Below are 25,203 nucleotides of genomic sequence, written 5' to 3' on the forward strand. Positions count from 1 at the left end.
TGTGTAATGGATTATAATGCGAAACAAATTAAAGTATTAAAAGGACTAGAGCCTGTTAGAAAAAGACCTGGAATGTACATAGGTTCCACTGGCAAGGCTGGTTTGCATCACTTAATTTATGAGATAGTTGATAATAGTATTGATGAAGCTTTGCAAGGATATTGTGATACTATAAAAGTTACTATTTTTAAAGATGGTAGTGTGGAAGTGGAAGATAACGGTAGGGGAATCCCTGTTGATATACATCCAGAAACTGGTAAGAGTGCTTTGGAAGTTGTCATGACAACTTTGCATGCGGGTGGAAAATTTTCGAAAGATTCATATAAAGTTAGTGGAGGGCTTCACGGTGTTGGAGCTTCTGTAGTAAACGCTCTTTCAGAATGGTTGGAAGTAGAAGTACATAGAAATGGAAAAATATATTTTCAAAAATATGAAAGAGGTGTTCCAATTTCTGAAGTAAAAGTAATTGGGGAAACTGAAAAAAATGGTACTATTGTAAGGTTTAAGCCAGATTCTACTATTTTTTCAACAACGGATTTTGATTCCGATACTATTTTAATAAGACTTAGAGACTTAGCATTTTTAAATCCCAAGGTTACGATAATTTTTAAAGATGAAAGAGATGGCACTGAAAAAACATTCCATTATACTGGTGGGCTTAAAGAGTTTATTTCATTTTTAAATAAAGGAACAAGAACATTACATGAACCAGTATATATATATGGTGAATACAATTCCAATAAAATTGAAGTTGTATTTCAATACACTGATTCAGATTTTGAAAGAATTGTCTCATTTGTTAATAACATCAGAACTGTGGAAGGCGGAACTCATGTTACAGGATTTAAGATAGCCTTCACGAGGTTAATAAATGAATTAGGGAAAGCCACCGGTCAATTGAAAAAAGATTCTCTCAGAGGAGAAGATATTCGAGAAGGTATGACGGCAATTATTAGTGTTTTAATGACTTCAACACCAGAATTTGAGGGTCAGACAAAATCTAAATTAGGAAACGAAGAAATTCAAGAAGCGGTTGCAAAGGTTGTAAGAGAAAAACTTAATGAGTATTTTGAGATAAATCAAAATACATTAAAGATAATTGTTCAAAAAGCATTGGAAGCAAAGAAGGCAAGAGAAGCAGCAAAACATGCCAGAGAAATGGTTAAAAGAAAAAGTGCATTTGGGAGTTCGTCCCTTCCAGGTAAATTAGCAGATTGTATAACAAAAAAACTTGAAGAGTCTGAATTGTTCATTGTTGAGGGAGATTCTGCAGGCGGTTCTGCAAAGCAAGCGAGAGATAGAAATTTTCAAGCTATTTTACCATTAAGGGGAAAAATATTAAATGTCGAAAAAAGTAGTTGGTTAAAGCTTTTGAAAAATGAACAAGTTCGCGATATCATCACTGCCCTTGGGACAGGTATAGGAGATGATTTTGATGTTTCAAAATTGAGGTATGGAAAAATTATTATTATGACTGATGCAGATGTAGATGGTGCACATATTAGGACTTTATTATTAACGCTGTTTTATAGATACATGAAGGAGTTAATTGACGAAGGAAGAATTTTCATTGCTCAACCACCTTTGTATAAATTGACTGTTGGAAGAGAAACTTATTACCTTTTTTCGGATGAGGAACTTGAAGAATTAAAAAATCAAATTGGTGATAAAAAGTTTGAAATACAGAGATATAAAGGACTTGGAGAAATGAATCCTCAACAATTGTGGGAAACAACAATGAATCCAGATACCAGAAAATTGTTAAAAGTGGCAATTGAAGATGCTGAAGAAGCGGATGAATTATTTGAAATGCTAATGGGTAGTGATACAGAGAGTAGAAAAGAATTTATTTTTAGACATGCACTCCAAGTTAAGGAGATTGATATATAAATGATTAGGAAAATTTTAATTGTTATCTTTTGTTTGGTATTATCTACTGTATTTTCTGTGAGCATAGAATTTCTTCTTCAGTCAACAGTTACCACTAATGTGGTAACTGTTTTTGATGTTGCAGCTACATTTACTGGAATTGATGAAACAATTTTAAAGGATTTGAAACTTGTTTATTTGCCGGATAATGCTTCTTATGATATTGATGTACGGTATATTTTAATGGAGCTTTCTAAAGTAGCAACGGATATAATTGCCACTCCAACTAGTGGAACTATTTGGGTTTCTAATGTAAAAGAATTATATCCATCTACCTTAACTGAAGATTTAGCTCAAGAAATAGCTATTCAAACAATTTTATCAAAACTTCCACCAGAAGCTGAAGCAACTATAACAACGGTTGAGGGGACTATAACTCGGCATGATAAATTTTCAGTGAATGTTATTGATACAAAGACAAATACATATTTCGTTCGTTTTTCTTTGCTAAAAGAGGAGATGCCTGTCGGATATTACGACGTAACAGTATATGTGAAAAATATTAAAAGAGTATTTTTAGCTGCAAGAAAGATAAATTATGGTGAGATTGTCACAGAGAAAGATTTAATTCCATCTGAAATTAATGATTATTCCTTGTTCGGTACAGTTGTCGATCTTTCAGAACTTCCCATGATTGCAAAAAAAGATTTCGAAGTAGGTGAGCCAGTTTTTAGAGAATATCTTCAACCATTACCTTACGTTGTTAAAGGTCAAATTGTAGAAGGATACGTGAAAATAAACAATATAGTTGTAAAAACCAAATATATGGTTCTTGAAAATGGAAACCTTGGAGATGCAATAAAAGCAGAAAATATGAAAACCAAAGAAAAAGTAGTTGGTATTGTCGAAGAAGGACCATTACTGCATGTAATATATAAAATAAAATAAAATGAGGTGTGAGATGAAACAAGTTTTAATGTTTTTGTTTTTAGCTATTTCGATTATTTCTTTTTCATCTGTGAGAATAAAAGATATAGCTATTTTTAGAGGAGCAAAAGATAATCAACTTTTTGGAATAGGTATTGTGGTAGGATTAAATGGAGCAGGCGATGATGGAGTTACATATTCTCATTTGGTTTTGAATATGCTTAAGTATTATGGTAATTCGATTCCAAGAGATGATTTAAAATCTCCCAACACTGCATTGGTTTTAGTCGTTGCAAATATTCCAGCATACTATAAAGTGGGAATGAAAATCGATGTAACTTTGTATGCAGTTGGGAATGCTAAAAGTATAGAAAAAGGTTTTTTACTAAAAACAGAATTATTTGGTTCAGATGGGAAAGTATATGCACTTGCCGAAGGACCGATTAATTCTTTAGGTATTCAGGAGGATCAAATTAGATTCAAAGTAAAAGGTTTTGTTCAAAATGGGGGAACTATAATTAAAGAGATTCCTTCTAACATTATTGATGAAAATCACACAACGGTGTATTTAATTCATTCAGAATTTTCAAGTGCTGAAAAAGTTTCTAAATTAATTAATGAAAAATTTCAGGTTAATATAGCCTCCTCTTTAGAACCACAGATAATAAAATTAAGTATTCCTCAAGAATTTAATAAGGATTTAATAGGATTTCTATCAATTGTTGAGGAAATAGAAGTTATACCTAATCAGATTCCTTTAATAGTTATTAAAGAAGGTACGGCAAATATTATATATGGTGAAAAGGAAGAAGTGCAAAAAATTACCTATTCACAGGAAGGTTATAAAATAGAAATTAAGAGAACTTCAACAGTTTTAGATTTAGTAGAAGCTCTTAAAACTGCTGGTATTTCTCCGAAAGAAATAATTAAAATATTGCTTGAACTTCATAAAAATGGTGCGATTAAGGCAGATGTAATTGTAATGTGAATTATTTATTTTATTAAAATTGTATAAATTTTAAAAGGCTTAAAGTTAAGTTCAAAAGAATTATCTTTTGTCTCCAATTCTTTTTTGACTTCTTCGAGTATGTTTGTTAGATATACTTTGCTTATATTTGTGTTTTTTAATGAAACTTTTAGTTTTCCACTACTCCCGGCAATTTCCACTATTCTCAAAACATAACCTTTCTCAGTCCTTCTGAATGATAGTATTCTGAAATTCTCTTTTGAAAGTTGTAACCTTGGAAAGTTCTCTTTTGTTCTTCCACGGAATACTTTTAATGGTCTGTTGAAAATTTCGGCTGTTTTTGTAATTTCAACGATATCTTCTTTTTCGTTTGGTTTTATAGCATAAGAAAATTCATGTCTTCCTTCATCTGAGAAGAAATCCGGATATATTCCTGCTTTTATCAAGGTTAAACTTATAGTTGAATTTGAGACACCATGGCCGTACTTTCCATCGTTAATTAATGATACTCCAAAATCATATTCTGATAAATTAACCCATCTTTGTGCCATGACTTCAAATCTTGCCTGTTCAAAATTTGTATTTTGATGTGTAGGCCTTATTATATAACCTCCATCAATGTCAAATTTTGCATATCTCGAAAAGACATTTGTTGGAAATATCGCCTTCAAAATACTTCTCCTGTGATGCCAATTTATTTCAGTTTTAATTTCTAAAATATCTGAATCATTCCATAGGATGTAGAATTGAGTTATTTCAGTTTCTTCAAATTTGTAGTTAATTCTGATTACTTTTCTTAGGTTGTTAATTTCTACGTATTCAACCGAATTTGCTTTAATTTGATGTCCGGATTTAAAGTGGTGAAAATCAATATCCCAATTTTCCCAGAAGTAGGGTATGTCTTTATACAACATTAAAACGTTTCCTCTGTCATTGAATAACCACTTTTTTAATTTTTTATGATATACGTTAAAAGTGCCATCGTTATTAATTTGAACCTTGATATAGGCATTCTCAAAATTTTCATCTGTATAAAAAGATTTTTGAATTTGTTTGCCAACTTTTTCAATTTTTATATCAATTAAATCGAGAGATTCAACATATTCATTTAGTGCATATAAATACTTCCCATCGTATGTTTTTATACAATTTAGTTGTTTGTTTCTGAACTTTAAAGTCAATGCTTCAGGTAAGATAAAACGAATTTTTTGTTTATATGATGAAGGATTAAATAACGTGAAATAGTTTTCTTTATCGTCAAAATGTATGTTTTGTGGTATTTCATTCAGTAAATGTATAGATTTATTTAAAGTTTTTTCTGTTTCTTTGTACACTTCTTTGATGGAGGAGCCAGGTAATATATCGTGAAATTCCACTGTAAGAATCCTTTTCCATATTTCATCGATTTCTGATTGTTTTTCAAGATTAAATAAAGCATTTAGAACTTCAGTTTCAAAAATAGCATTTTCAGCCTTTTTATGAAGTCGTTTAATTTTGGACTGTGAAGATAATGTTCCTCTGTGAAGTTCAAGGTACAGCTCATTGTCCCATACGGGAAGTTTGGAGGTTTCTTTTTGTAAATTAAGACAAAAATCTTCAACTTTTGAAAATTCAACAACAGGTAAATCGGGTAATCTTTTTATAACTAAATAATTTTCGCACATTTCTTCAGTGGGTCCTCCACCACCATCTCCATATCCTACTGATACCATTGTAAAGGAGGAAAGGTCTTTTTGTTTGAAATTATTCCAGGTACTATAAATGGTTTTAGGTGATATATTTCCACCGTATCCACCTTCTTCGTTATTAAAACTGAAAAAGATTACTTCACTACCATCTATTCCTCTCCATTTACAAAGATCATAAGGAAATTCATTTGCTTCATTCCAATTTAATTTGGTAGTTATAAAGAAATCTATGTTGGATTCTTTTAATATTTGAGGAAGGATCCAAGAAAAACCAAATGCATCTGGTAGCCAACAAACTCTTGATTGTTTCCCGAATTTTTGAGTAAAATATTTTTGGCCATAGTAAAATTGTCTAATTAGTGATTCAGTTCCTGGAATGTTACAATCTGATTCTATCCACATGCCTCCTACTGGTTCCCATTGTCCGCTTTTAATAAGTTGTTTAATTTCTTTAAAAAGCTCAGGGGATTCTTTTTCCAGATCTTCATACATTTGGGCTGAGGATTGAGTGAAAATAAAATAAGGATATCTTTTTGCAAGCTGAATAGCGTTAGCAAAAGTTCTCAAAATTTTTCGTTTTGTTTCTTCTATTGGCCACAACCATGCATAGTCAATATGTGCGTGCCCTACCAAAAATACTTTTCCTATTTTCGGGAATATTTTATTTAAACTTTCAATCGTTTCTTTGTAGGAAGTGAATTTATTGAGAATTTCATTTTTTAATTCTGGAGTTATTCCGTATGAAACTGGAAAATCTATAGTAGACCATGTAGTTGTTATATCATATTCAATAGTGGGATTTTCAGTAACTTTCGTTATAAAATGACTTGTTGAATGAGAGTTGTTGATCGAATATAGAAATTGGTTTGTTAATTCTACCAATTTTTTTCTCAACGGTTCATTTTTTGTTTCTTCGCAGAGTTTAATTACATTAGATGTGTAATTTATAACTTTTTTAATTTCATTGTCAAATTCAATTAAATATGCTTCTTTGAACAATGGCTCTTCCTTTTTTCCAAATAGAGTTCTAGGTACTGTTTCTATCTTTATAGAATGAACACTGTTATCGCAAAATGGGGAAAGATTTACCATGGAATGATATACATTTATTTCTCCATATGGTTTATTATCCACTTTTACAAGGCTCTCCCCGCCAAACCAACCTGATAAGTAAGTTGGATTTTTCCTTTCAAGTTTTACGGTTGTTTCAAAAATTGCAGGGATTTTTTCTTCGTCCCATTTATATGGAAAAGTTATATCTAAGTCAAAATATTTCCAATTAAACAAGGGGGTTTTTTTTATAATAGAATATGGAGTTAGCTCTCCAAGAAGTCTTTTTAAATGTCTTATTTCAAAGTCTAACCTTCTTATCATCATATGCCTCCTATTCTGTATAGTTATATTTTATACTATTTTTATTTTTTTTAAAAAAAAGATGGCTCAATTTTGAGCCATCTCTTATTTTTGGAATTATTTACTACACTTTTTGTGATATTAGATCAATAATATCTTTTACTGTTTTGATTCTTGAAAGGTCCGAATCTTCAACTTTTATTCCAAACTCATCTTCAAAAGCCATAACAAGATCTACCATATCTAAAGAGTCCGCTCCTAAATCATCGGTTAAATTTTTGTCATCTGTTACTTCAGACACATCCACTCCAAGTTGTTCAGCAATAAGCTGTCTGATTTTTTCAATTTCTGCCATATTAACACCTCCTTTATCACAATAAAAATAATACCACATCAAAAAGTTAGTGTCAAGCAATAAAGTTAAATCGGTTTAATTTTTTAATAAAAACAAAACCTCCCATTTAATGGGAGGTTAAGTAAAGTCAAAAATTTAAATGTTTAGTAAAAAATTCAGCAGTTTTTCTAAAGGTTGTGTTTGGTAGGTGTTTGGTATCTTCAATATGCGGAGAGTAACTGAAAAATTCAAACAATTGAAGTAAGAAATCCAAAATATTTTCAGGTTCCTTGAAGTTGTCAATGAAGTCATCCAGTGAAGTTTTTTCATTTTCAAGGAGATCTGCGATTTTTTTAGAAATTGGGTAATGAAATTCGGAGATAATTTCTAAGGTTTTTTCAATTATAAATTCTATAGGGTCGTTAGTGAATAAAATAGAAAGATAAAATGTTGTTAATGTTTTTGCAAGAACAACTCCTTCGCCGTCGCCAAAAAGAGTAATAGAAATTTTGATAGCGTTTTTTTCTATAAGTATTGGGTCTGCCCCTGCAATGTACATACCTGAAATTATGAAGGGAATGAATTTATAAAATTCATTTTTCTTTTCCCCAATATTTTTAATCTTTAATGTTTCCATGAATTTATCTAGAAGGATTTCACCATTTTCATCGGTGAGATCGAATATTATTTCTAATTCTGAAAATGGGAAATCACATTCTTCTAATTTTTTCTCTATGTTATCTTTGTTTCTAAGCACATTTTTTAAAAATTCCGTGTATTCAGGATCGTATTCTTTTAATTCTTTTAAGATCTCTTCCTTTATACCTTCTATGAATAACTGAACCTTGAGATAATTCTCTCGATATTCGTCACCTGCGAGTTTAAGATTTTCTTTGGCTTCTTCGTAAAAACCAAGATTTTTTTGTAACAAACCAAGCTCATTGTATACTTCGGATGAGGGATAGTTATTTACTAGTTCTTTTAAAAGTTGAAGGGCTTGCAAATGTTTTCCTAATCTTGTTAAAGTATACGATAAATTGTAGGCAATTTCTGGCTTGTATTCAATCGATAGGGCTTCTTTGAAAACTTTTTCTGCATTTTCAAATTGATATCTTGTATTGTATAATACTCCAAGTCTTAAGTAAACTTCGGGTAATTTTTCAATTTTTAACGCTGCTTTATAGGCAAGTTCTGCATCTTTCAATTGATTATTTTCAAAATACACGTCACCGATTTTTAAAAGGGGTAAAGAAAATTCTTTGTTGAGTTCAAGAGATTTCATGTACATCTCTATGGCTTCATCATAGTCTTTTTTTAAATACAAGATATTTCCAAGTTCATAATACCCGAGGTAGAAATTTGGGTTTAGTGAAATTGCCCTTTTCAATTCAATTTCCGCATTATCATAATCGGAAAGTTTTGAAAATAGTAGGCCTAAATAAAAGTGATATCTGTAATCGTACATAGTGTTCTTTGCTTTTTCTAAATATTCTTTTGCTTTTTCTAATTGGTTTTTGTTTAGGTGTTTTTTAAACGCTTCGTAATAAAAATAAGCAAGATAACTACCCCAGTAGTCATTTTTTTCAATTTCATATTGAGCTTCAAGACCTCTTATTATAACTTCTAACGGTATTTTATCTATTTCTGTAATTAGAGGTAAATCTTCCACTAATACTGGAAGTTTTATTGGAAGATTATGTGTTTTCGCTATTTCCGGTTTTATTGGCAAGTAAACTATTGCTTTAATTTTTTTCCCCTCCTAACCTATTTTTCCAAGTTTTCTACCTGCAATTATATGAAAGTGTATGTGATGAATCTCTTGACCTGCTTCTCTACCATTGTTAACAACAACTCTATAACTTTCAAATCCAAGCTTTTTTGAAATATCTTTGATGATTGAAAATATTTTCCAAAATCTTCTTCTGTCATCTTCACGTAATTCATTGATTGTTGGTACGTGTTTTTTATAAATTAGTAATAAATGTATAGGAGCAACAGGTTTTATATCTTTTATTATTATAAAATCTTCGTCCTCAAACAACTTTTCTGAGGGTATTTCTCCATTGATTATTTTGCAAAAAACACAATCCATATATTTTCCCCCTTTTTTCAATATTCTTCGATTATAGAAGAATTATCTTTTTGAATTTCCAAGTATACGGTAAATTTTTTTGAAATTTTGGATTTAAACAATGAGAGTTTGTGGATCGTTATTTTGTTAAGTGTGGCAACTGAATAATTTGATAGATTAAGAGATTCAAATAAAGTGTTTTTTGAATGAAGGTACACACCTTTATCTAATTTTGCGTCTAAGATGTTTGAATCGATTAACTTTATGTTTGTAAAATTTTCAATTTTAAAAGAAAAAGAAGTTAGATTGTAAGCTCTTACATTTGTAAAACCTTCAACATGAAGATTGTTAACTAAAGAATTGTTAATTATTACAGTTCTTGAGCTTACAATATTTAGATTTGTAATAGTTGAATTTTCAATCACCAAAAGAGGTATAAATTTGACAGAGAAATTTTCAATTATAGAGTTTTTGACAATAGCAACATTTGTTTTAGAAAGTGAGATATTTTCTTGCTTTAAATTGTCCAAGAATAGGAGTTTACCTCCATTTGAACTTATGTTTCCATTAATATTGGAAGAATTTATATAAATTGTGCCGTTTTGTTGTAGATCTATATCTAATTTTCCAGATATTTTTACATTCTCGGGGATATAAATATTTCCCTTTATTGTAAATTGTACAGGACCAACAGTTTTTAACTCTACGTTTGGTTCGAAAAACAATGTTGATTGTGTAGGTATAATTATTCTTCCAATAGCTTTGTATGGAGAATTTGAAGAGAGTAATATAATTTTGTTACTGATTCCTCCTAAAGGAACTTTTGAATCAAGAGGAGTAATATTACTTACACTGGGTTTTATATATTCAAATCCGCCTAAATTTCCTGCTTCGTCTTTACTACAAACTACTATAGGGTTATAGTCAGGTCGAGTTGTGTTTTTGGTATTTAAAGGTTTAAAAAAATCTGTTCGCGAGTTTAAGTTAACTTCAGTAACTGGTTTTTCAAAAATTACTAAGTTTGGATCTTTTAAAATATAATTTGTGTTTGTCGGTGGAACAGTGTCAACAATAACTTTGAAAATAAATTCTTCAAATTGTCCAACTAATCTTAATACATGGGCACCGTCTTCATAATCGATACCATTGATTTTGTTGTTAGTTATTTCTTCACCATCAAAGAAAGCGGTTAAACCGTCGAATTCAAAATATTCATCGTTTATTCCTACAAATCTTGGAATATTAAAGGCAAAGCTGAAAGAACTAGTTAAAAGTATTAAAAGAAGAATTATTTTTTTCATTTATACCTCCAGCCATTCTCCGGGTTTTAATATTTTACATTGGACGTCTAATTTTTCAACAAGTATTTTGAATTTTTCCGCATCTGCTTTTATAATGTCCCAGGTATTGTAATGCATTGGTATAACAATCTTTGGTTGAATTATTTCTACTGCTTTTACGGCATCATCCACGTCCATTACAAAGTTCCCACCAATTGGCAATAACGCAATATCAACTCCTTTTACAAATTCCATATCTTTGGTTAGGCCAGTATCTCCTGCGTGATATATACTTTTTTCCATTTTTAAGAGGAAACCACCCGGATTTCCTCCATAAATTATTTCGTCATTTTCAATTATCCCAGAACCATGAACGGCAGGAGTCATTTTTAATTTACCGAAATCGAACTCTTTTGAACCACCTATATGCATTGGATGAACATTTTTAACACCCTTCTTTTGAAGGTAATTACAAATTTCAAAATTAGAAATCACGGTTGAATTGAATTTTTTTGAAAGTTCTACAGTGTTTCCAATGTGATCTCCATGTCCATGTGTCACAAGTATATAATCAATTTGGGGTAATTGGAAATCGATTGGAAATGCGGGATTGCCACTGATAAAGGGATCGATAATAATACTTTTCTTGCTTTCTATTAAAAACACTGCATGACCTAGAAAAGTAATTTTCATAGTTACACCTCCTCCCATTTAATTATACTCTATAATATACTAATTGTGCAAGAAAATTACTTTTTTATAAATTTTGATTCATGGTAGAATCATATAGGGGTGATTTGATTGAAAGTAGATTTGCTTTTCGCAGAAATAGGTTCAACAACCACAGTAATAACTGCATTTGATGGTTTTGGTAATAAAGTAAAGATAGTAGGTCAAGGAGAGCATTGGACTACTGTAAACGAAGGCGATGTAACTATTGGAATTGAGAAAGCGATAAATAATTTAAAAGAAAAAATAAAAGAGAAAAATCTGACTTGGGAAAAATTTGCAGCCTCTAGCAGTGCGGCAGGAGGCTTAAAAATGACTGTTCACGGTCTTGTATATGATATGACTGTTCGAGCGGCAAGGGAGGCTGCCCTTGGAGCAGGAGCCGTTATTAAATACGTAACGGCTGGAAAGATGGATGAGTTTCATCTTAATAAGATTAAAGAAATTTCTCCTAAATTAATTCTCCTTGCAGGAGGGGTAGATTACGGTGAGAAAGAGACAGTAATTCATAATGCAAAGCTTCTTTCAAAATTAGATTTAGATGTTCCAATAATTTTTGCGGGAAACATTGCTGCAGCTGAACAAGTTGAATATATCTTGAGTAATGCTGGAAAGAAAGTTTTTATAACGGAAAATGTTTATCCAAAGATAGATGAATTAAATGTTGAGCCAACAAGAAATGTTGTTAAAGAAGTATTTGCACAAAATATTACAAAAGCACCTGGTATGGAAAAAATTTATGATATTGTAGATTATAAAATTCATACAACTCCCGGTGCGGTAATGAAAACTGCAGAGTTGTTATCTGAAATGTTTAATGATGTCGCAGTAGTAGATATTGGTGGCGCTACTACTGATATTGATTCTGTTACAGAAGGAAGTAAAGAAATACAAAAAATAACAATTTCTCCTGAACCGATTGCCAAAAGAACGGTTGAAGGGGACTTAGGACTGTTTGTTAATGCAAAAACAGTAATTGATATGATTGGTGAAGAAAATTTAAGAAAAGAGTTTGAAAATTTCGATGAACTTGTGAAAAGGATCTCTCCATATCCAAAATCAGACAGTGACGAATATTTTATATCAAGGCTAGCTTTGTATTGTTTTCAGCAAGGACTTAGGAGACATGTAGGTAAGAAGAAACATTTGTATACTCCACTTGGAAGAAAGTTAATTGCTGAAGGTAAAGATTTGACAGCTGTAAAATATTTGTTTGGTACAGGAGGTTTTTTAAGTAGGTCAAAATATGCTAAAAATGTATTAAATTCTATTAATCATCTTTCTAGGCTTCATCCAATGAAACTTCTTCCTCAAGAAGAAGTAAAGATTTTTAGAGATAAGTATTATATTTTTGCTGCCATAGGAGTTATTTCCTCTGAAATTGATAGGAAAATAGCAAAAGATATTTTAGAAATTGATATAGAAAAGTTAGGAGGATGATCATGTACGAAAAGGAAAAAGTTTTGGTTGTTTCAACAGATGAAATTAACAGGTTGTGTAAAGGTAGAACAGGACTAGTTGAGGTACCTGAATGTGATATAATTAATTTAATAAAAGAAAAAGGTTTTTTTTTGGACAGAGAGAAAGCCGAATTTGATGAATCAATAAGACAAGTCATTCCATATATTCTTTTAAAAGAAGATGGAAAATTCCTACTTTTTAAAAGAACTACTGCTCAAGGTGAAAAAAGACTGCATAATAAGATTGCTATTGGGGTCGGTGGACATGTAAATTTAGATGATTCATCAGATCCTTTGGAAGCTTTTTACAAAGGGCTTAGAAGGGAAATAGACGAAGAAGTGGATGTCGAAATAAAGAAACTTGAATATGTGGGAATAATAAATGTAGTTGATACACCAGTTAGTAGGGTTCACGTGGGTTTATGTTATATTGCAGAAGTTAAATATAACGGATTGGTAGAAAAGGAGAAATTTGAAGAGATTTTTTCAAATAGTCCTTTTGATTATTTAGAGGAGATGGAAGGATGGAGCAGAGCGGTAGTCGAATACTTAGAGCATATGCAAAAATAAATCTTTTTCTTGATGTTGTAAGAAAAAGAGATGATGGTTATCATGAAATAGTGTCTCTTTTTCAAAATATTTCAATGTATGATAGGTTGATAATCTCAAAAATTGAGCGAGGAATAGAAATCAAATCAAATATTAATTTTTCAAATAATATTTTGTATAAAGTATGGGAAATCTTTACTAGAGAATATGGCATTCCAAATTTTGGATTAAAAATAATATTAGAAAAAAACATTCCGGTTGAAGCTGGATTGGGGGGCGGAAGTTCCGATGCTGCTGCTTTTTTGAAATACCTTGGCGATGAGTATGGAATTCAAAAGGAAGAATTATTCAAATTAGCTTCAAAAATAGGAAGTGATGTACCATTCTTTTTAGAAGGTGGTACAGCAATTGTAAAAGGAAAAGGTGACGAGATAGAAAAACTTCCACCAATTAAAGGTTATAAAGTAAAGGTCATTGCTACAAACAGAGGAATATCTACAAAAAATGCCTATGAAATGTTGAAACCTTCCTTATTTGGAAAGGCAGGATGTAATGTTTACAATTTGTACGAAGCGTATCAATTGCGCGATTTGAGAAATATTCAGAAATGTACATATAACATTTTTGAAAAAGTCGTATTGCCAATTAGGTCTGATATTATTGCAAATATAAAAAAATTAAAGAAAGATTACTTTGCAGTTTCAATGACTGGTAGTGGGAGTGCAGTTTTTGGAGTTTCTTTAAATACGGGAGAATTTGAGTTTGTTCCTAGAGGTGTAGATTATGAGGAAATTGAGCTATAAAGAATTGGTAATTCCAAATAAAATTTTACCAAGAGTAAACACAACAAAAAATGTTAGCCCTTGCGAAACTTACATTGGACAGGAAAGTGCTTTTAAGGCAATTAATTTTGGTCTTTCCATGGATAAGAAAGGTTACAATATTTTTGTTGTAGGTCCTAGTGGGACTGGTAGAAGGTCTTTTGTTAAATCTTTTGTTAGTACATATGCAAAAAAGAAAGAAAAACAAGATGATATAGCTTATTTGGTTGATCTTGATAACCCATATTCTGCTAAAGTTGTTTTATTACCTGCAGGTTCTGGAAAACTTTTGAAAGATAGACTTCAGAAACTTTCAGATGAACTTTTTACAAGACTTCAGAGAACCTTTGAAAGTGAAGAATATGAAGAAAAAAAGAAAGAAATTGAAAACGAATATAAGGAAAGAAAAAACAAAATATTGCAAGAATTATCTAAGAAAGCTTTTAAATTAGGATACATTGTTAAAATGTCTCCCACAGGTATTGTTTATGTGCCAGCTTTAGATGGTAAACCGATGACACCTGAACAATTTGAAAATTTGTCAGAAGAATTAAAGAGCATGTATGAGGAAAATGCAAAAAAGGTTGAACATTTAATTTCTGGAGTGGTTCATCGATTAAGAAAGCTCGATTCCGAATATTCGGAAAAATTTAACGACTTAGATAAATACGCAATATTGTTTTCGGTAGAGGCTTTGTTTGAAGAGTTAAAAAATGAATTTTCATACAGTGAAAAACTTGTTCAACATTTCCAAGAATTAAAGGATCATATAGTTAAAAATAGCGAAAGATTGAAAAATCTTGATGAAGCAAAGGTATATTTAAAACATATTTTGACTGTAAATTTGATAGTTGATAACTCAGATGTAATTGGTGCCCCTGTAGTCTTTGAAACAAATCCAACTTATCCAAACTTATTTGGAAAAATTGAATATATATCAAAAATGGGGATTTCTTATACAGATTTTACCCTTATTAGAGGAGGAGCTATTCATAGGGCAAACGGAGGATATTTGATATTAAACGCCGAAGATATTTTCAAATATCCGTATGTTTGGGATAAGTTAAAGAAAACGTTGTTAACTGAAAAGATTGAAATAGAAAATCTTGATGCCGCATATGGTGTAAATCCTACCATTTCTTTGAAACCTGAACCAATAGATCTAGATTTGAAAGTTATAATAATTGGAACGCCTGATTTGTATTATTTGTTGTATGAATATGATGAAGATTTTCAGAAATTGTTTAAAGTAAAAGTAGAATTTGATTGGGAGATAGACGCAACTTTGGAAAATGTAAAACAATATTATTCATTTATTTCAAATGTTGTAGAAACCAATAATTTAAAACCACTAACTTCTAAAGCTTTGAAGAAAGTAATTTGGTATTCTATGAGATTAGCGGAAAATAGAGAAAAACTATCAATGAAAATGGGAAAGGTGACAAATTTAATATTAGAATCGGATCATTATTCGACACTTAGAAATTCAGATGTAATAGATGCAATTGATATTGAGACTGCAATAGAAGAATATGAAAATAGAGTAAAAATTTATAGAGAAAAATACGATGAGGCTTTAAAAAAGAATGAAATAATGGTAGAAACTTCAGGCGAGCGAGTTGGACAGATTAATGGATTAACGGTGATACATTTGGGTGATTATTCGTTCGGACATCCAATAAAAATAACGGCAAAAACGTACGTAGGAAGTGTAGGAATAATAGACATACAAAGAGAATCAGAATTAAGTGGAAATATACATAGCAAGGCAGTTTTAACACTTATAGGTTATTTGGGCGGAAAATATGCAAAGGAGATACCTTTTTCATTGGGAGTTTCTATTAGTTTTGAACAAGTGTATGGAGTTGTTGAAGGGGATAGTGCTTCACTTGCAGAAACTATAGCAATAATATCGGCTATATCTAAGATACCGATAAAACAATCAATAGCAGTTACTGGTTCTATAAATCAACATGGTTATGTTCAACCAATAGGAGGGGTTAATGAAAAGATTGAAGGATTTTATAGATTATGTAAACATAGAGGACTTGATGGTACTCACGGAGTTGTAATTCCGGAAGCTAATGTTAAAAATTTGGTTTTATCTAGAGAAATTTTGAAAGATATTAGAAATGGAAAATTTAATATTTGGACAGTAAACTCTGTGGACGAAGCAATTGAAATTTTAACTGGTAAACCCGCGGGTAAGTTAACAGCAAGAGGAACTTATCCAAAGGGTTCTGTGAATTATTATGTAGTAACAGAATTAAAGAAGACATATGAAAAATTGGAAGGTAAGAAAAGAAAGAAGTAACGGAGGGGATTATTTTGAGGATACTTAGTGGTATGAGACCAACTGGAAGTTTACATATTGGACATCTTTTTGGTGCATTACAATCTTGGGTTGATTTGCAGGAAAAAGGTCATGAGTGTTTTTATTTTGTAGCAGATTGGCACGCTTTAACAACTCACTATAATGAAACCGGTGAAATAGTTAAAAATTCTATTGAACTTGTGAAATCTTACTTAGCCGTTGGAATTGATCCTGAAAAGTCGACAATATTTATTCAGTCAGAAATAAAAGAACATGCCGAGTTAACTTTACTTTTTTCAATGTTCGTTTCTGTTTCAAGACTTGAAAGGGTACCAACTTACAAAGAAATTAAACAGCAACTTTCTGAGAGAGATCTTTCAAATGCAGGTTTTCTAATTTATCCTGTTCTTCAGGCTGCAGATATTTTGATTTATCTTGCTGAGGGAGTTCCTGTTGGTGAAGATCAAGTATATCATATAGAACTAACACGAGAAATTGCCAGAAGATTTAATTATTTGTATGAAGAGGTATTTCCTGAACCAGAACCGGTCCTTTCTAAAGTTCCAAAGTTGCTTGGAACAGATGGGCGTAAAATGAGTAAGAGTTATGGTAATACAATCCCTCTAATTTCAAACGAACAAGAATTAAGAAAAATGATAATGCCCATGATTACAGATCCTGCAAGAAAGAGGAGAACAGATCCAGGTAATCCAGAAAAATGTCCTGTTTGGGATTATCACAAGGCATTTGGTATTTCGGAAGAAGACGCTGAGTGGGTAAAAGATGGATGTACTAACGCCAAGATTGGATGTGTAGATTGTAAAAAGCTTTTGTTAAAAAATATGAGAGAAAAACTTGAACCAATTTGGGAAAGATACAATAGTTTAAGTGATGGTTTTGTAAGAGATGTAATTGTGGAAGGAAATAGAAAAGCAAGGAATGTTGCTAAAGAAACCATGCAAAAAGTGAAAAACGCAATGAAATTGGATTATGATTTACTAAAATAATAGGGGGTGGACAATGAAAGAATGGTTATTAATTTATTGGGATGAAATATTATTTTCGGTTATAACGATTATAATTGCATGGATTTTCTACAAATATTTGTCGAAATTAATACAAAAATCTTTAAAGGTATTGGGAAAAGATTTAAAAGCCCCTAAAACTGTGAATTTCTTTATGGGGTTAGTAATATCGATATTTGCAATTTTGGTACTTTTAAATATTTGGAATGTTGATCTTATGCCTTACATAGCAGGTCTAGGTATATCAGGTATTGTCGTAGGTCTTGCACTACAAGAACCGTTAGCCAATTTTATATCAGGGATACTTGTAATGACAACGAGAAAATTGTTTGAAGGAGAAGTTGTTGATGTAAATGGAATATCAGGAATAGTTGATGAAATAAAAATAAATCATAGTTATTTAAGAACTTTTGATGGAAAACTTGTTTTACTTCCAAACAAAAGTGTTTGGAGTGGTACAGTTACAAAATTTTGGCCAGGTCCCGTGAGAAGAGTAAAAATGGATGTAGGAGTGTCGTATAATAGTGATTTAGAGACGGTTTTAAAACTTTTACAAAGAGCTATAGATGAAGAACCTTTGGTAGTGAAAGATGGCGTTAGTAATTTTATAGCTTTTAAGCAATTTGGTTCTAGTTCAATAGATTTTACAGTTTATTTTTGGGTTGAGAGAAGTACTTACTTTGATGCTGTTAATGCTCTTGCAGTGAGAATAAAGAAAATATTTGATGATGAAGGTGTTGAAATACCATTCACTCAAATTGATGTACATATGAAAAATTAAGGTATGATCAAACTTCCTCCCTTTGACAAAAATTTAGGTAGAGAGATTAAAACAGTAGATATTGATGGCCACAAACCGACTCATGCATCGGTTCTTCTGTTGTGGTATTCAAAACCAACTTCTGATGTAAAAAAAGTGTGTGAATTAGGAGCAGGCACTGGTTTTGTGACTTTTGGTTTATCCAAGCTTTATGGATTAAAAGTAATTGGAATAGAAAAAGAAAGAGATTTTTATGAAAGAGCTCTTAAAGGGAAAGTATTGAATGAAAATTTGGATGTTGAGTTTTTTAACATAGATGTGGAAGAAGTGAAAAATAAGTTCTCTCCAGAATCTTTTGACATGGTAGTTTTTAACCCTCCATTTCATCCTTCCTCAGATAGTCCGAACAAATATCGAAAAATTAGTAGAAAAGGGGATATAACGCTATTAAAAAAGTTTGTCAAATCTGCTTTTTATTTACTGAAAAACAAGGGAACTTTTGTTAGTATTGCTTCACCATACAAGCTTCCAAGTTTTATTTCTATACTTGTAAATAGTAGATTAGTACCCCAACAAATGTGTATTGCGTATGGTAAGAAAGCTGAATTGGTTTTAATCCGTGGTAAAAAGAATGGTGGAGAGCATCTTGAAATTGATGATCCAGTGTTTTTAAAATAAAAAAGGGGCTTTAAAGCCCCTTTTTTGGCTGGGAGGGGTGGATTCGAACCACCATTGGCGGATCCAGAGTCCGCAGTCCTGCCATTAGACGACCTCCCAAATTCTTCTTATATTTTAGCATATAACGTGATAAAATCAAGATAGAAAGTGAAAGGGGGAATTCTATGAATCTATTGAAAGTTTTAGGTCCAGTTATGGTAGGCCCCTCAAGTTCCCACACATTGGGAGCTTTAAAAATTGCAAGGTTTGTTTATAAATTAATTGGCGGAGTACCAGATGAAGTGACCTTTATTCTACATGGTTCTTTTTCTAAGACTTATAAAGGGCACGGTACTGATAGAGCCTTATTAGCTGGAATAATTGGATTGCGCCAAGATAATCCGGAAATAAAAAATGCATATGAAATAGCAAAAAATTTTGGGTTAAAATTCCACTTTAAGTTAGAGGATTTGGGCGATGTACATCCAAATACAGTAAAAATAAAAGTAAAAAGGGATAATGTTTTTCATGAAATCGAAGGTTCTTCCATAGGTGGAGGCGATATAAAAATAACCTTTATTGATTCTGTACCATGCGAGCTTTCTTGGGATTATGATACTTTAGTAATTGTCAACAAAGATGCTCCAAGTGCATTAAAGAGTATTTTAGCTACTATTAAAGTAAATGTGGCAAATCTTTATTTAAGAAGAATAAATCTTCTTCAAGAAAAAGCTTTAACTATAATTGAACTTGATGAACCTATAGAAAATATTGAAGAGATAAAAAGTTTGCCAAGTGTATTTGAATGTTATTTCATTAGGAGGGATAATTAATGTACACATGGAAAGATATTCAAAAAATGTGTAAGTCGTTACCTCTTCATGAGGTAATTTTAAATTTGGAGATGTTTGAAACAGGTGTTGATCCAAAAAAATTAAGAGGCAAACTTTCTGATATGCTTAGAATAATACTTGAAGAAGCGAAAGATCAGTATGGAAAAAAACACAAAACACTTACAGGAATGACTGGTGAAAATGCGTATAAGTTGAATAAACATGTTCCAAAGTTTTTGAGTGAATTTAGCTATATTGCTACAGTGACCGCATTATCAATTGCAGAAAGTAATGCAAGTATGGGAAGAATTGTTGCATGTCCTACAGCAGGAGCATCTGGAATTATCCCTGGAGTATTTTATGCAATCGAAAAGGTATATAAACCGGATTTTGAAAAATTACTTGATTCGTTTATCGTAGCTGGAGGAGTAGGAAAAGTAATCGCTAATAAGGCAACAATTTCAGGTGCAGCTGGTGGATGCCAAGCAGAAATTGGTACTGCGGCTGCTATGGGAGCAGCAGCTTTATCATATTTTATTTCAAATGATCCTGAAAAAGTTGCTAATGCATCTGCGTTAGTGTTGAAATCAGTTATGGGTTTAGTGTGTGATCCAGTAGGAGGATTTGTAGAAGTACCTTGTGTGAAAAGGAATGGAAATCTGGTTAATCTTGCTATTTCATCCGCTGAGCTTGCTTTAAGTGGAATCAAGAGCATTATACCTTTTGATGAAGTAGTAGATGCAATGAAAAGAGTAGGAAGTACTCTCCCACAAAATCTTCGCGAAACTGGAGAAGGTGGAATTGCCAATACTCCAACTGCTAAAAATCTTATTTTGAATTTACGAAAATTCCTGATTTAACCCCAACAAATACATTTATTTCAATTTAACTTAGAATATCAATAAAATACTAATCACTTCAACTGTTTACAACAGTAAATTGTTATGTTATCATTAAATTGATAAAATTTAAAACTAAATTTTTTTAAAAAAAGGGGGGGTAATATGGCAAATGATGGAAAGAGTGCGAGTTTAAAGAATTGGTTAAAGAGTAATCCTACAATTCAAGAACTTAAATCCAAAGCAAAAAAGTTAGGGTTAAAGGTTAAAAGGATGATGAAAAAAAGAGAAGTTGTGAAATTATTTGAGGATTATATTAAAAAACTTGAGAAGTTTGAAGAAATAGAATTAAACAATAAATCTTCTTCATCTTCCTCATCTCCTTCAAAACCCTCAAAAGATATTCAAAGAACTCCACAAGAAACCACTTCAGAAATTCCTCAAACGTATAACAAAGATAAATTAGTGCTCATGCCCGTTAATCCTAATTGGATACATGTTTACTGGGATTTTTCTGAAAGTACGAGAAATATATTGAAAAATCTTCCAAATGGTACAAGAACGGTACTTCGAATATATGATGTAACTTTTATTAATTTCAAAGGAAATAATGCCCATAGAACATTTGAAATTTTGATTGATATAAACAATCAAAAAAATTATTATTTTAATGTCCCAATGCCTAATGCTGATTATATGTCCGAATTAGGTTATCTTACAAGAGATGGCAGGTTCGTTCCTATTTTAAGATCAAATGTTTGTAGAACTCCATCTAATTCTCCAAGCCAAAGTACAAGGGAAAGATGGCTTGATATTAGGAAAAAGAGAAAAATTGTCAATCCTTCAGATGGGCCAGTTATTAAAGAAGTGGAAAGGGTTGCAAGTTCTATATTTGGGTTAGAAAGAGAGATTTCAAAAACTTTGTCTGGGAAAAGTTTTAACTGGCAGTTAATTAGCGTGTTTAGAAGTGGAAGGGGGATATAACATGCCAAAAGGAAATATAATCCTTGTGCTTCATGCACATCTTCCTTATATACATCATCCACAGTATGACTTTTTCTTAGAAGAAAATTGGTTGTTTGAGGCAATTACAGAAACGTATGTTCCCCTTTTACGGATCTTTAAAAGACTTGAGGATGAGAACAAAAAATTTCACCTTACTATGACAATTACTCCCCCTTTAATGGAAATGTTAGCAAACGAAGATTTACAGCAGAAGTACATTGCGAAAATGGAGAAGTTAATAAAGCTTGCTGAGAGGGAAATAGAGAGGACAAAAAGTGAGAATTCAAAGAAACATAAGATGGCTAAATTTTATTACAAAGATTTTAAAGAAATATTGTATATTTTTAAAGAATTATATAAAGGTAATATATTAAAAGGTTTTAGAGAATATATGGAAAAGGGTTATCTTGATATTATTACTTGCAATGCAACACACGGATTTCTTCCTTTTATGGAACAATATCCTCAAGCTATCCGAGCGCAGATTGAGCAAGGTGTAAAGACATATGAAAAACATATGGGGAAAAAACCACGGGGAATTTGGCTTGCAGAATGTGCATACTTTCCAGGATTAGATAAATATTTAGCAGAATATGGAATAGAATTTTTCTTTGTCGATTCACATGGATTTTGGTATGCAGATGAAAAACCCAGATACGGAGTTTATAGGCCTGTAATAACTCCAAATAATGTGTTTGTTTTCGCCAGAGATCCTGAGAGTAGCGAACAAGTTTGGAGTGCTGATATAGGTTATCCTGGTGATGGAAGATATAGGGAGTTTTATAGAGACATAGGATTTGATAGGGAATTTGAATATATAAAACCATATATAGATCCAAGTGGAGTAAGAGTTAACACTGGTATTAAATACCACAAAATAACTGGTAAAGATGTTCCGCTTAATGAAAAAGAGTTTTATGATATTGATGAAGCTAAAAAAGTTGCCAAAGAACATGCGTTGGATTTTTTGAGAAAAAAAGAAATGCAAGCTTCTAATTTGTTAAATATTTTTGAAGGTTTGGAACCTATAATAGTTGCTCCGTTTGATGCTGAACTATTCGGGCACTGGTGGTATGAGGGACCAATTTTTCTAGAAGAATTTTTGAGACATGTTGATGGCAGTAAATTTGTTCGAACAACGAAAGCTTCTGATATAGTAGATATTGTGGAAAAAGTTCAAATAGTTACTCCTGCTGCTTCTACTTGGGGTGCAAATGGTTACAATGAAGTTTGGTTAAACGGTTCTAACGATTGGATATATCTTCATCTTCATGAGCTTGTTGAAAAAATGACAGAGGCAGCTCAGAAATATCCTGATCCTTCTGAAACCCCTTCTGAAATAAAAAGAGCTTTGAATCAAATGGCGAGAGAATTATTGCTTGCACAATCGAGTGATTGGGCATTTATAATGACAACAAATACAAGTGTGGAATATGCTGTTAACAGAACTAAAACACATGTGAAACGTTTTTTAGAATTGTATGAAATGGTTATTAGTGGTAAAATAGACATGAGAAGACTTTCACATTATGAATGGATTGACGATATCTTCTCAGAAATAGACTATAGTATGTATCTGAAAGTCTGACAACAAATTTTAGCGAGGAGGGATAAAAGTGCCCGCAAAATATTTTGAAATAAGATGGCATGCAAGAGCAGGGCAAGGTGCAAAAAGTGCATCGCAAATGCTAGCAGAAGCAGCACTAGAGATGGGAAAATATGTTCAATCTTTCCCAGAATACGGTGCTGAAAGAACGGGTGCTCCAATGAAAGCTTTTAACAGGATAGCTGATGTGCCAATCCTTGTCCACAGTTCTGTAGAAAGTCCAGATGTCGTGATCGTTATTGATGACACCATGCTTGGTCATCCAGATTTAGTCACTGGTGTTAAAGAAGATACTATTTTTATAGTCAACACAACGAAAGATATAGAATTTGTCAAAGAAAAACTTGGAATTTCTGGAAAAATATGTGTCGTACCTGCAACTGATATTGCATTAGAAGAGATTAAAAGAGGAATCCCAAATACAGTGATGTTGGGAGCTATAGCAAAAGTTACTGGTGCCATTACTTTAGAAAGTGCTGAAAAAAGAATTAGAAAAACATTTGGAAAAAAGTTTTCTGAAGAAATAGTTGAAGCTAACATTAGAGCATTGCGCCGTGGATTTGAGGAGGTGAAATGTAATGGCTGAACTCAAAAATTGGAAGGAAATACCAATTGGTGGAATTATTGACAAACCAGCTACGGCAAAAGAATATCAAACTGGTACTTGGAGAGTAATTAGACCTGTTTATCAACCTGAGAATTGTATTAATTGTATGATGTGTTGGCTTTATTGTCCAGATCAAGCTATTAAAATTGAGGTCGTAGATGGTAAACCAAAGATGAGAGGATACAACTATTATTACTGTAAAGGTTGCGGACTTTGTGCCAATGTTTGTCCAAAATCAAATGATAAATTACCTGAAGAGAAACGTGCAATAGTAATGAAACCTGAAACGGATTTTCAGGATTGAGGAGGTGTGTGACGTGCCAGAAGTAAAAAATAGACAAGCAGTTACAGGTGCTCAGGCAGTTGCAAATGCAATGCGTCAAATAAATCCAGATGTTGTGGCAGCTTATCCTATTACTCCACAAACACCGGTGGTAGAATATTTTGCTCAATATGTTGCAGATGGTGTTGTTGAAACTGAAATGATTCCTGTTGAAAGCGAACATAGTGCAATGAGTGCAGTTGTTGGTGCTGCAGCTGCTGGTGCAAGGGCCATGACAGCAACGGCGGCTAACGGTCTTGCATTAATGCATGAAATAGTTTATATAGCTGCATCTTCAAGGTTACCAATAGTAATGCCTGTTGCAAATAGAGCTCTTTCAGGACCAATTAATATTCACTGTGATCACAGTGATGCTATGGCTGAAAGAGATTCTGGCTGGATTCAACTTTGGGCTGAAAATGCACAAGAAGCATATGATTTAACATTGATGGCTATTAAATTAGGAGAACATGAAGATGTAAGATTACCTGTTATGGTTAATTTTGATGGTTTTATTATTTCCCATGGCGTAGAAGTTGTAGATTTCTTAGATGATGAAGTTGCAAAGAAATTTGTTGGTGAACCAAATCCAAAATATCCGTTGCTTGATGTAGAAAACCCCGTCACATATGGTCCATTAGATTTATATGATTATTATTTTGAACATAAAAGACAACAAATTGAAGCTATGAAACATGTGAAAAGGGTGTTTAAAGAAGTAGCTGAAGAATTTGAAAAAATTTCGGGAAGAAAATATGAAGTTCTTGATAAATATATGATAGATGATGCAGAATATATAATGATTGCTCTTGGTTCAACTGCAGGAACAATTAAATATACTGTGGATCTTTTGAGAGAACAAGGGCATAAAGTTGGGGTCATTAAACCCTGGATTTTTAGACCTTTCCCAAAGAAAGAACTTCAAGAATTGTTAGATGGAAGAAAAGCGGTTATAGTTCTTGATAGAGCTGCATCTTTTGGCGCAGAGGCTCCACTATATGAAGCAGTAAAGAGCGCATTATACAATGTATCATCCAAACCATTGATTGGAAGCTATGTATACGGACTTGGCGGAAGAGATATTAAAATTGAACATATTAAAAAAGCATTTGAGGATGCTTTCTCAGGTGATCTTAACCCAGATGAAGAAAGATATCTTGGACTCAGAGAATGAGGAGGTGTAATGG

23 protein-coding genes and 1 tRNA gene are annotated in these 25,203 nt (G+C 32.1%); 17 read left to right on the forward strand and 7 right to left on the reverse strand.

The genetic code is table 11. The annotated features are described in order from the left end of the window. Positions 1-6 precede the first annotated feature (6 nt). From gyrB to BUB65_RS05870, 3 genes are read left to right on the forward strand one after another with little or no spacing between them, the layout of a single operon-like run. Positions 7-1,890 carry a DNA topoisomerase (ATP-hydrolyzing) subunit B gene (gene gyrB, locus BUB65_RS05860; RefSeq protein WP_073073159.1) on the forward strand — a complete coding sequence of 628 codons (1,884 nt, stop codon included), beginning with the start codon at positions 7-9 and terminating at the stop codon, positions 1,888-1,890. Beyond that, positions 1,891-2,817 carry a flagellar basal body P-ring formation chaperone FlgA gene (flgA, locus tag BUB65_RS05865; RefSeq protein WP_073073160.1) on the forward strand — a complete coding sequence of 309 codons (927 nt, stop codon included), beginning with the start codon at positions 1,891-1,893 and terminating at the stop codon, positions 2,815-2,817. Positions 2,818-2,830: 13 nt separating this feature from the next. Continuing rightward, on the forward strand, positions 2,831-3,784 hold the full coding sequence (locus BUB65_RS05870; RefSeq protein WP_073073161.1) for a flagellar basal body P-ring protein FlgI: 954 nt from the start codon (positions 2,831-2,833) through the stop codon (positions 3,782-3,784). 5 nt (positions 3,785-3,789) lie between these two features. Here BUB65_RS05870 and BUB65_RS05875 read toward each other — a convergent pair whose 3' ends face one another. From BUB65_RS05875 to BUB65_RS05900, 6 genes are all read right to left on the reverse strand, one after another. Further along, on the reverse strand, positions 3,790-6,825 hold the full coding sequence (locus BUB65_RS05875) for an alpha-mannosidase (RefSeq protein WP_073073162.1): 3,036 nt from the start codon (positions 6,823-6,825) through the stop codon (positions 3,790-3,792). Between the two features lie 103 nt (positions 6,826-6,928). Next, positions 6,929-7,159 (reverse strand): acyl carrier protein, encoded by a 231-nt coding sequence (gene acpP / locus BUB65_RS05880; protein WP_073073163.1) that lies wholly within the window; start codon positions 7,157-7,159, stop codon positions 6,929-6,931. 127 nt (positions 7,160-7,286) lie between these two features. Continuing rightward, on the reverse strand, positions 7,287-8,867 hold the full coding sequence (locus tag BUB65_RS05885) for a tetratricopeptide repeat protein (RefSeq protein ID WP_234946818.1): 1,581 nt from the start codon (positions 8,865-8,867) through the stop codon (positions 7,287-7,289). A gap of 30 nt (positions 8,868-8,897) precedes the next feature. After that, a complete protein-coding gene (locus BUB65_RS05890) occupies positions 8,898-9,230 on the reverse strand; it encodes an HIT domain-containing protein (protein WP_073073165.1) in 333 nt (110 codons plus the stop codon). 17 nt (positions 9,231-9,247) lie between these two features. Next, positions 9,248-10,510, reverse strand: a complete 1,263-nt coding sequence (locus BUB65_RS05895) for a hypothetical protein (RefSeq protein ID WP_073073167.1) — start codon at positions 10,508-10,510, stop codon at positions 9,248-9,250. Continuing rightward, the gene (locus BUB65_RS05900) at positions 10,511-11,182 is read right to left on the reverse strand and encodes a metal-dependent hydrolase (RefSeq protein ID WP_073073169.1); all 672 of its coding nucleotides are present in this window, start codon (positions 11,180-11,182) and stop codon (positions 10,511-10,513) included. A gap of 108 nt (positions 11,183-11,290) precedes the next feature. Between BUB65_RS05900 and BUB65_RS05905 the strand changes: the two genes are divergently transcribed. Genes BUB65_RS05905 through BUB65_RS05935 form a run of 7 tightly spaced genes read left to right on the forward strand, consistent with a single transcriptional unit; the run spans position 11,291 to position 18,825 of the window. After that, positions 11,291-12,658, forward strand: a complete 1,368-nt coding sequence (locus BUB65_RS05905) for a GlmL-related ornithine degradation protein (protein WP_073073171.1) — start codon at positions 11,291-11,293, stop codon at positions 12,656-12,658. Positions 12,659-12,660: 2 nt separating this feature from the next. Next, positions 12,661-13,248: an NUDIX hydrolase gene (locus tag BUB65_RS05910; protein WP_073073174.1), complete on the forward strand. Its 588-nt coding sequence runs from the start codon at positions 12,661-12,663 to the stop codon at positions 13,246-13,248. Next, entirely contained in the window at positions 13,203-14,030 is an 828-nt protein-coding gene (ispE, locus tag BUB65_RS05915; protein ID WP_073073176.1) for a 4-(cytidine 5'-diphospho)-2-C-methyl-D-erythritol kinase, read from the forward strand. Before BUB65_RS05910 ends, ispE begins: the two co-directional genes overlap by 46 nt. Further along, positions 14,011-16,362 carry an ATP-binding protein gene (locus BUB65_RS05920; protein ID WP_073073178.1) on the forward strand — a complete coding sequence of 784 codons (2,352 nt, stop codon included), beginning with the start codon at positions 14,011-14,013 and terminating at the stop codon, positions 16,360-16,362. Before ispE ends, BUB65_RS05920 begins: the two co-directional genes overlap by 20 nt. 14 nt (positions 16,363-16,376) lie before the next feature. After that, positions 16,377-17,369 (forward strand): tryptophan--tRNA ligase, encoded by a 993-nt coding sequence (trpS, locus tag BUB65_RS05925; RefSeq protein ID WP_073073181.1) that lies wholly within the window; start codon positions 16,377-16,379, stop codon positions 17,367-17,369. Between the two features lie 13 nt (positions 17,370-17,382). Next, positions 17,383-18,168, forward strand: coding sequence for a mechanosensitive ion channel family protein (locus BUB65_RS05930; RefSeq protein ID WP_073073183.1), 786 nt, complete (start codon positions 17,383-17,385; stop codon positions 18,166-18,168). A gap of 3 nt (positions 18,169-18,171) precedes the next feature. Further along, on the forward strand, positions 18,172-18,825 hold the full coding sequence (locus BUB65_RS05935; RefSeq protein ID WP_073073185.1) for a tRNA1(Val) (adenine(37)-N6)-methyltransferase: 654 nt from the start codon (positions 18,172-18,174) through the stop codon (positions 18,823-18,825). 25 nt (positions 18,826-18,850) lie between these two features. Here BUB65_RS05935 and BUB65_RS05940 read toward each other — a convergent pair. After that, a tRNA-Gln gene (locus BUB65_RS05940) sits at positions 18,851-18,924 on the reverse strand. 65 nt (positions 18,925-18,989) lie between these two features. On the opposite strand from BUB65_RS05940, the gene sdaAB reads away from it, so the two are divergent. The 7 genes from sdaAB (at position 18,990) to porA (ending at position 25,190) form a co-directional block, all read left to right on the forward strand. Next, on the forward strand, positions 18,990-19,637 hold the full coding sequence (gene sdaAB, locus BUB65_RS05945; RefSeq protein WP_073073187.1) for an L-serine ammonia-lyase, iron-sulfur-dependent subunit beta: 648 nt from the start codon (positions 18,990-18,992) through the stop codon (positions 19,635-19,637). After that, the gene (gene sdaAA / locus BUB65_RS05950; RefSeq protein WP_073073188.1) at positions 19,637-20,497 is read left to right on the forward strand and encodes an L-serine ammonia-lyase, iron-sulfur-dependent, subunit alpha; all 861 of its coding nucleotides are present in this window, start codon (positions 19,637-19,639) and stop codon (positions 20,495-20,497) included. Before sdaAB ends, sdaAA begins: the two co-directional genes overlap by 1 nt. A 144-nt stretch (positions 20,498-20,641) precedes the next feature. Continuing rightward, entirely contained in the window at positions 20,642-21,460 is an 819-nt protein-coding gene (locus BUB65_RS05955; protein WP_073073189.1) for a DUF4912 domain-containing protein, read from the forward strand. 1 nt (position 21,461) lies between these two features. Further along, a complete protein-coding gene (locus tag BUB65_RS05960; RefSeq protein WP_073073190.1) occupies positions 21,462-23,069 on the forward strand; it encodes a glycoside hydrolase family 57 protein in 1,608 nt (535 codons plus the stop codon). A 28-nt stretch (positions 23,070-23,097) separates the two neighbouring features. Continuing rightward, the gene (locus tag BUB65_RS05965; RefSeq protein WP_073073191.1) at positions 23,098-23,673 is read left to right on the forward strand and encodes a 2-oxoacid:acceptor oxidoreductase family protein; all 576 of its coding nucleotides are present in this window, start codon (positions 23,098-23,100) and stop codon (positions 23,671-23,673) included. Next, a complete protein-coding gene (locus BUB65_RS05970; protein ID WP_073073193.1) occupies positions 23,666-23,998 on the forward strand; it encodes a 4Fe-4S binding protein in 333 nt (110 codons plus the stop codon). The genes BUB65_RS05965 and BUB65_RS05970 overlap by 8 nt, the downstream gene beginning before the upstream one ends. A gap of 13 nt (positions 23,999-24,011) precedes the next feature. Next, positions 24,012-25,190: a pyruvate synthase subunit PorA gene (gene porA / locus BUB65_RS05975; RefSeq protein ID WP_084728052.1), complete on the forward strand. Its 1,179-nt coding sequence runs from the start codon at positions 24,012-24,014 to the stop codon at positions 25,188-25,190. The last annotated feature ends 13 nt before the right edge of the window (positions 25,191-25,203 follow it).

The organism is Thermosipho atlanticus DSM 15807 (assembly GCF_900129985.1).
Taxonomy (GTDB): domain Bacteria; phylum Thermotogota; class Thermotogae; order Thermotogales; family Fervidobacteriaceae; genus Thermosipho_A; species Thermosipho_A atlanticus.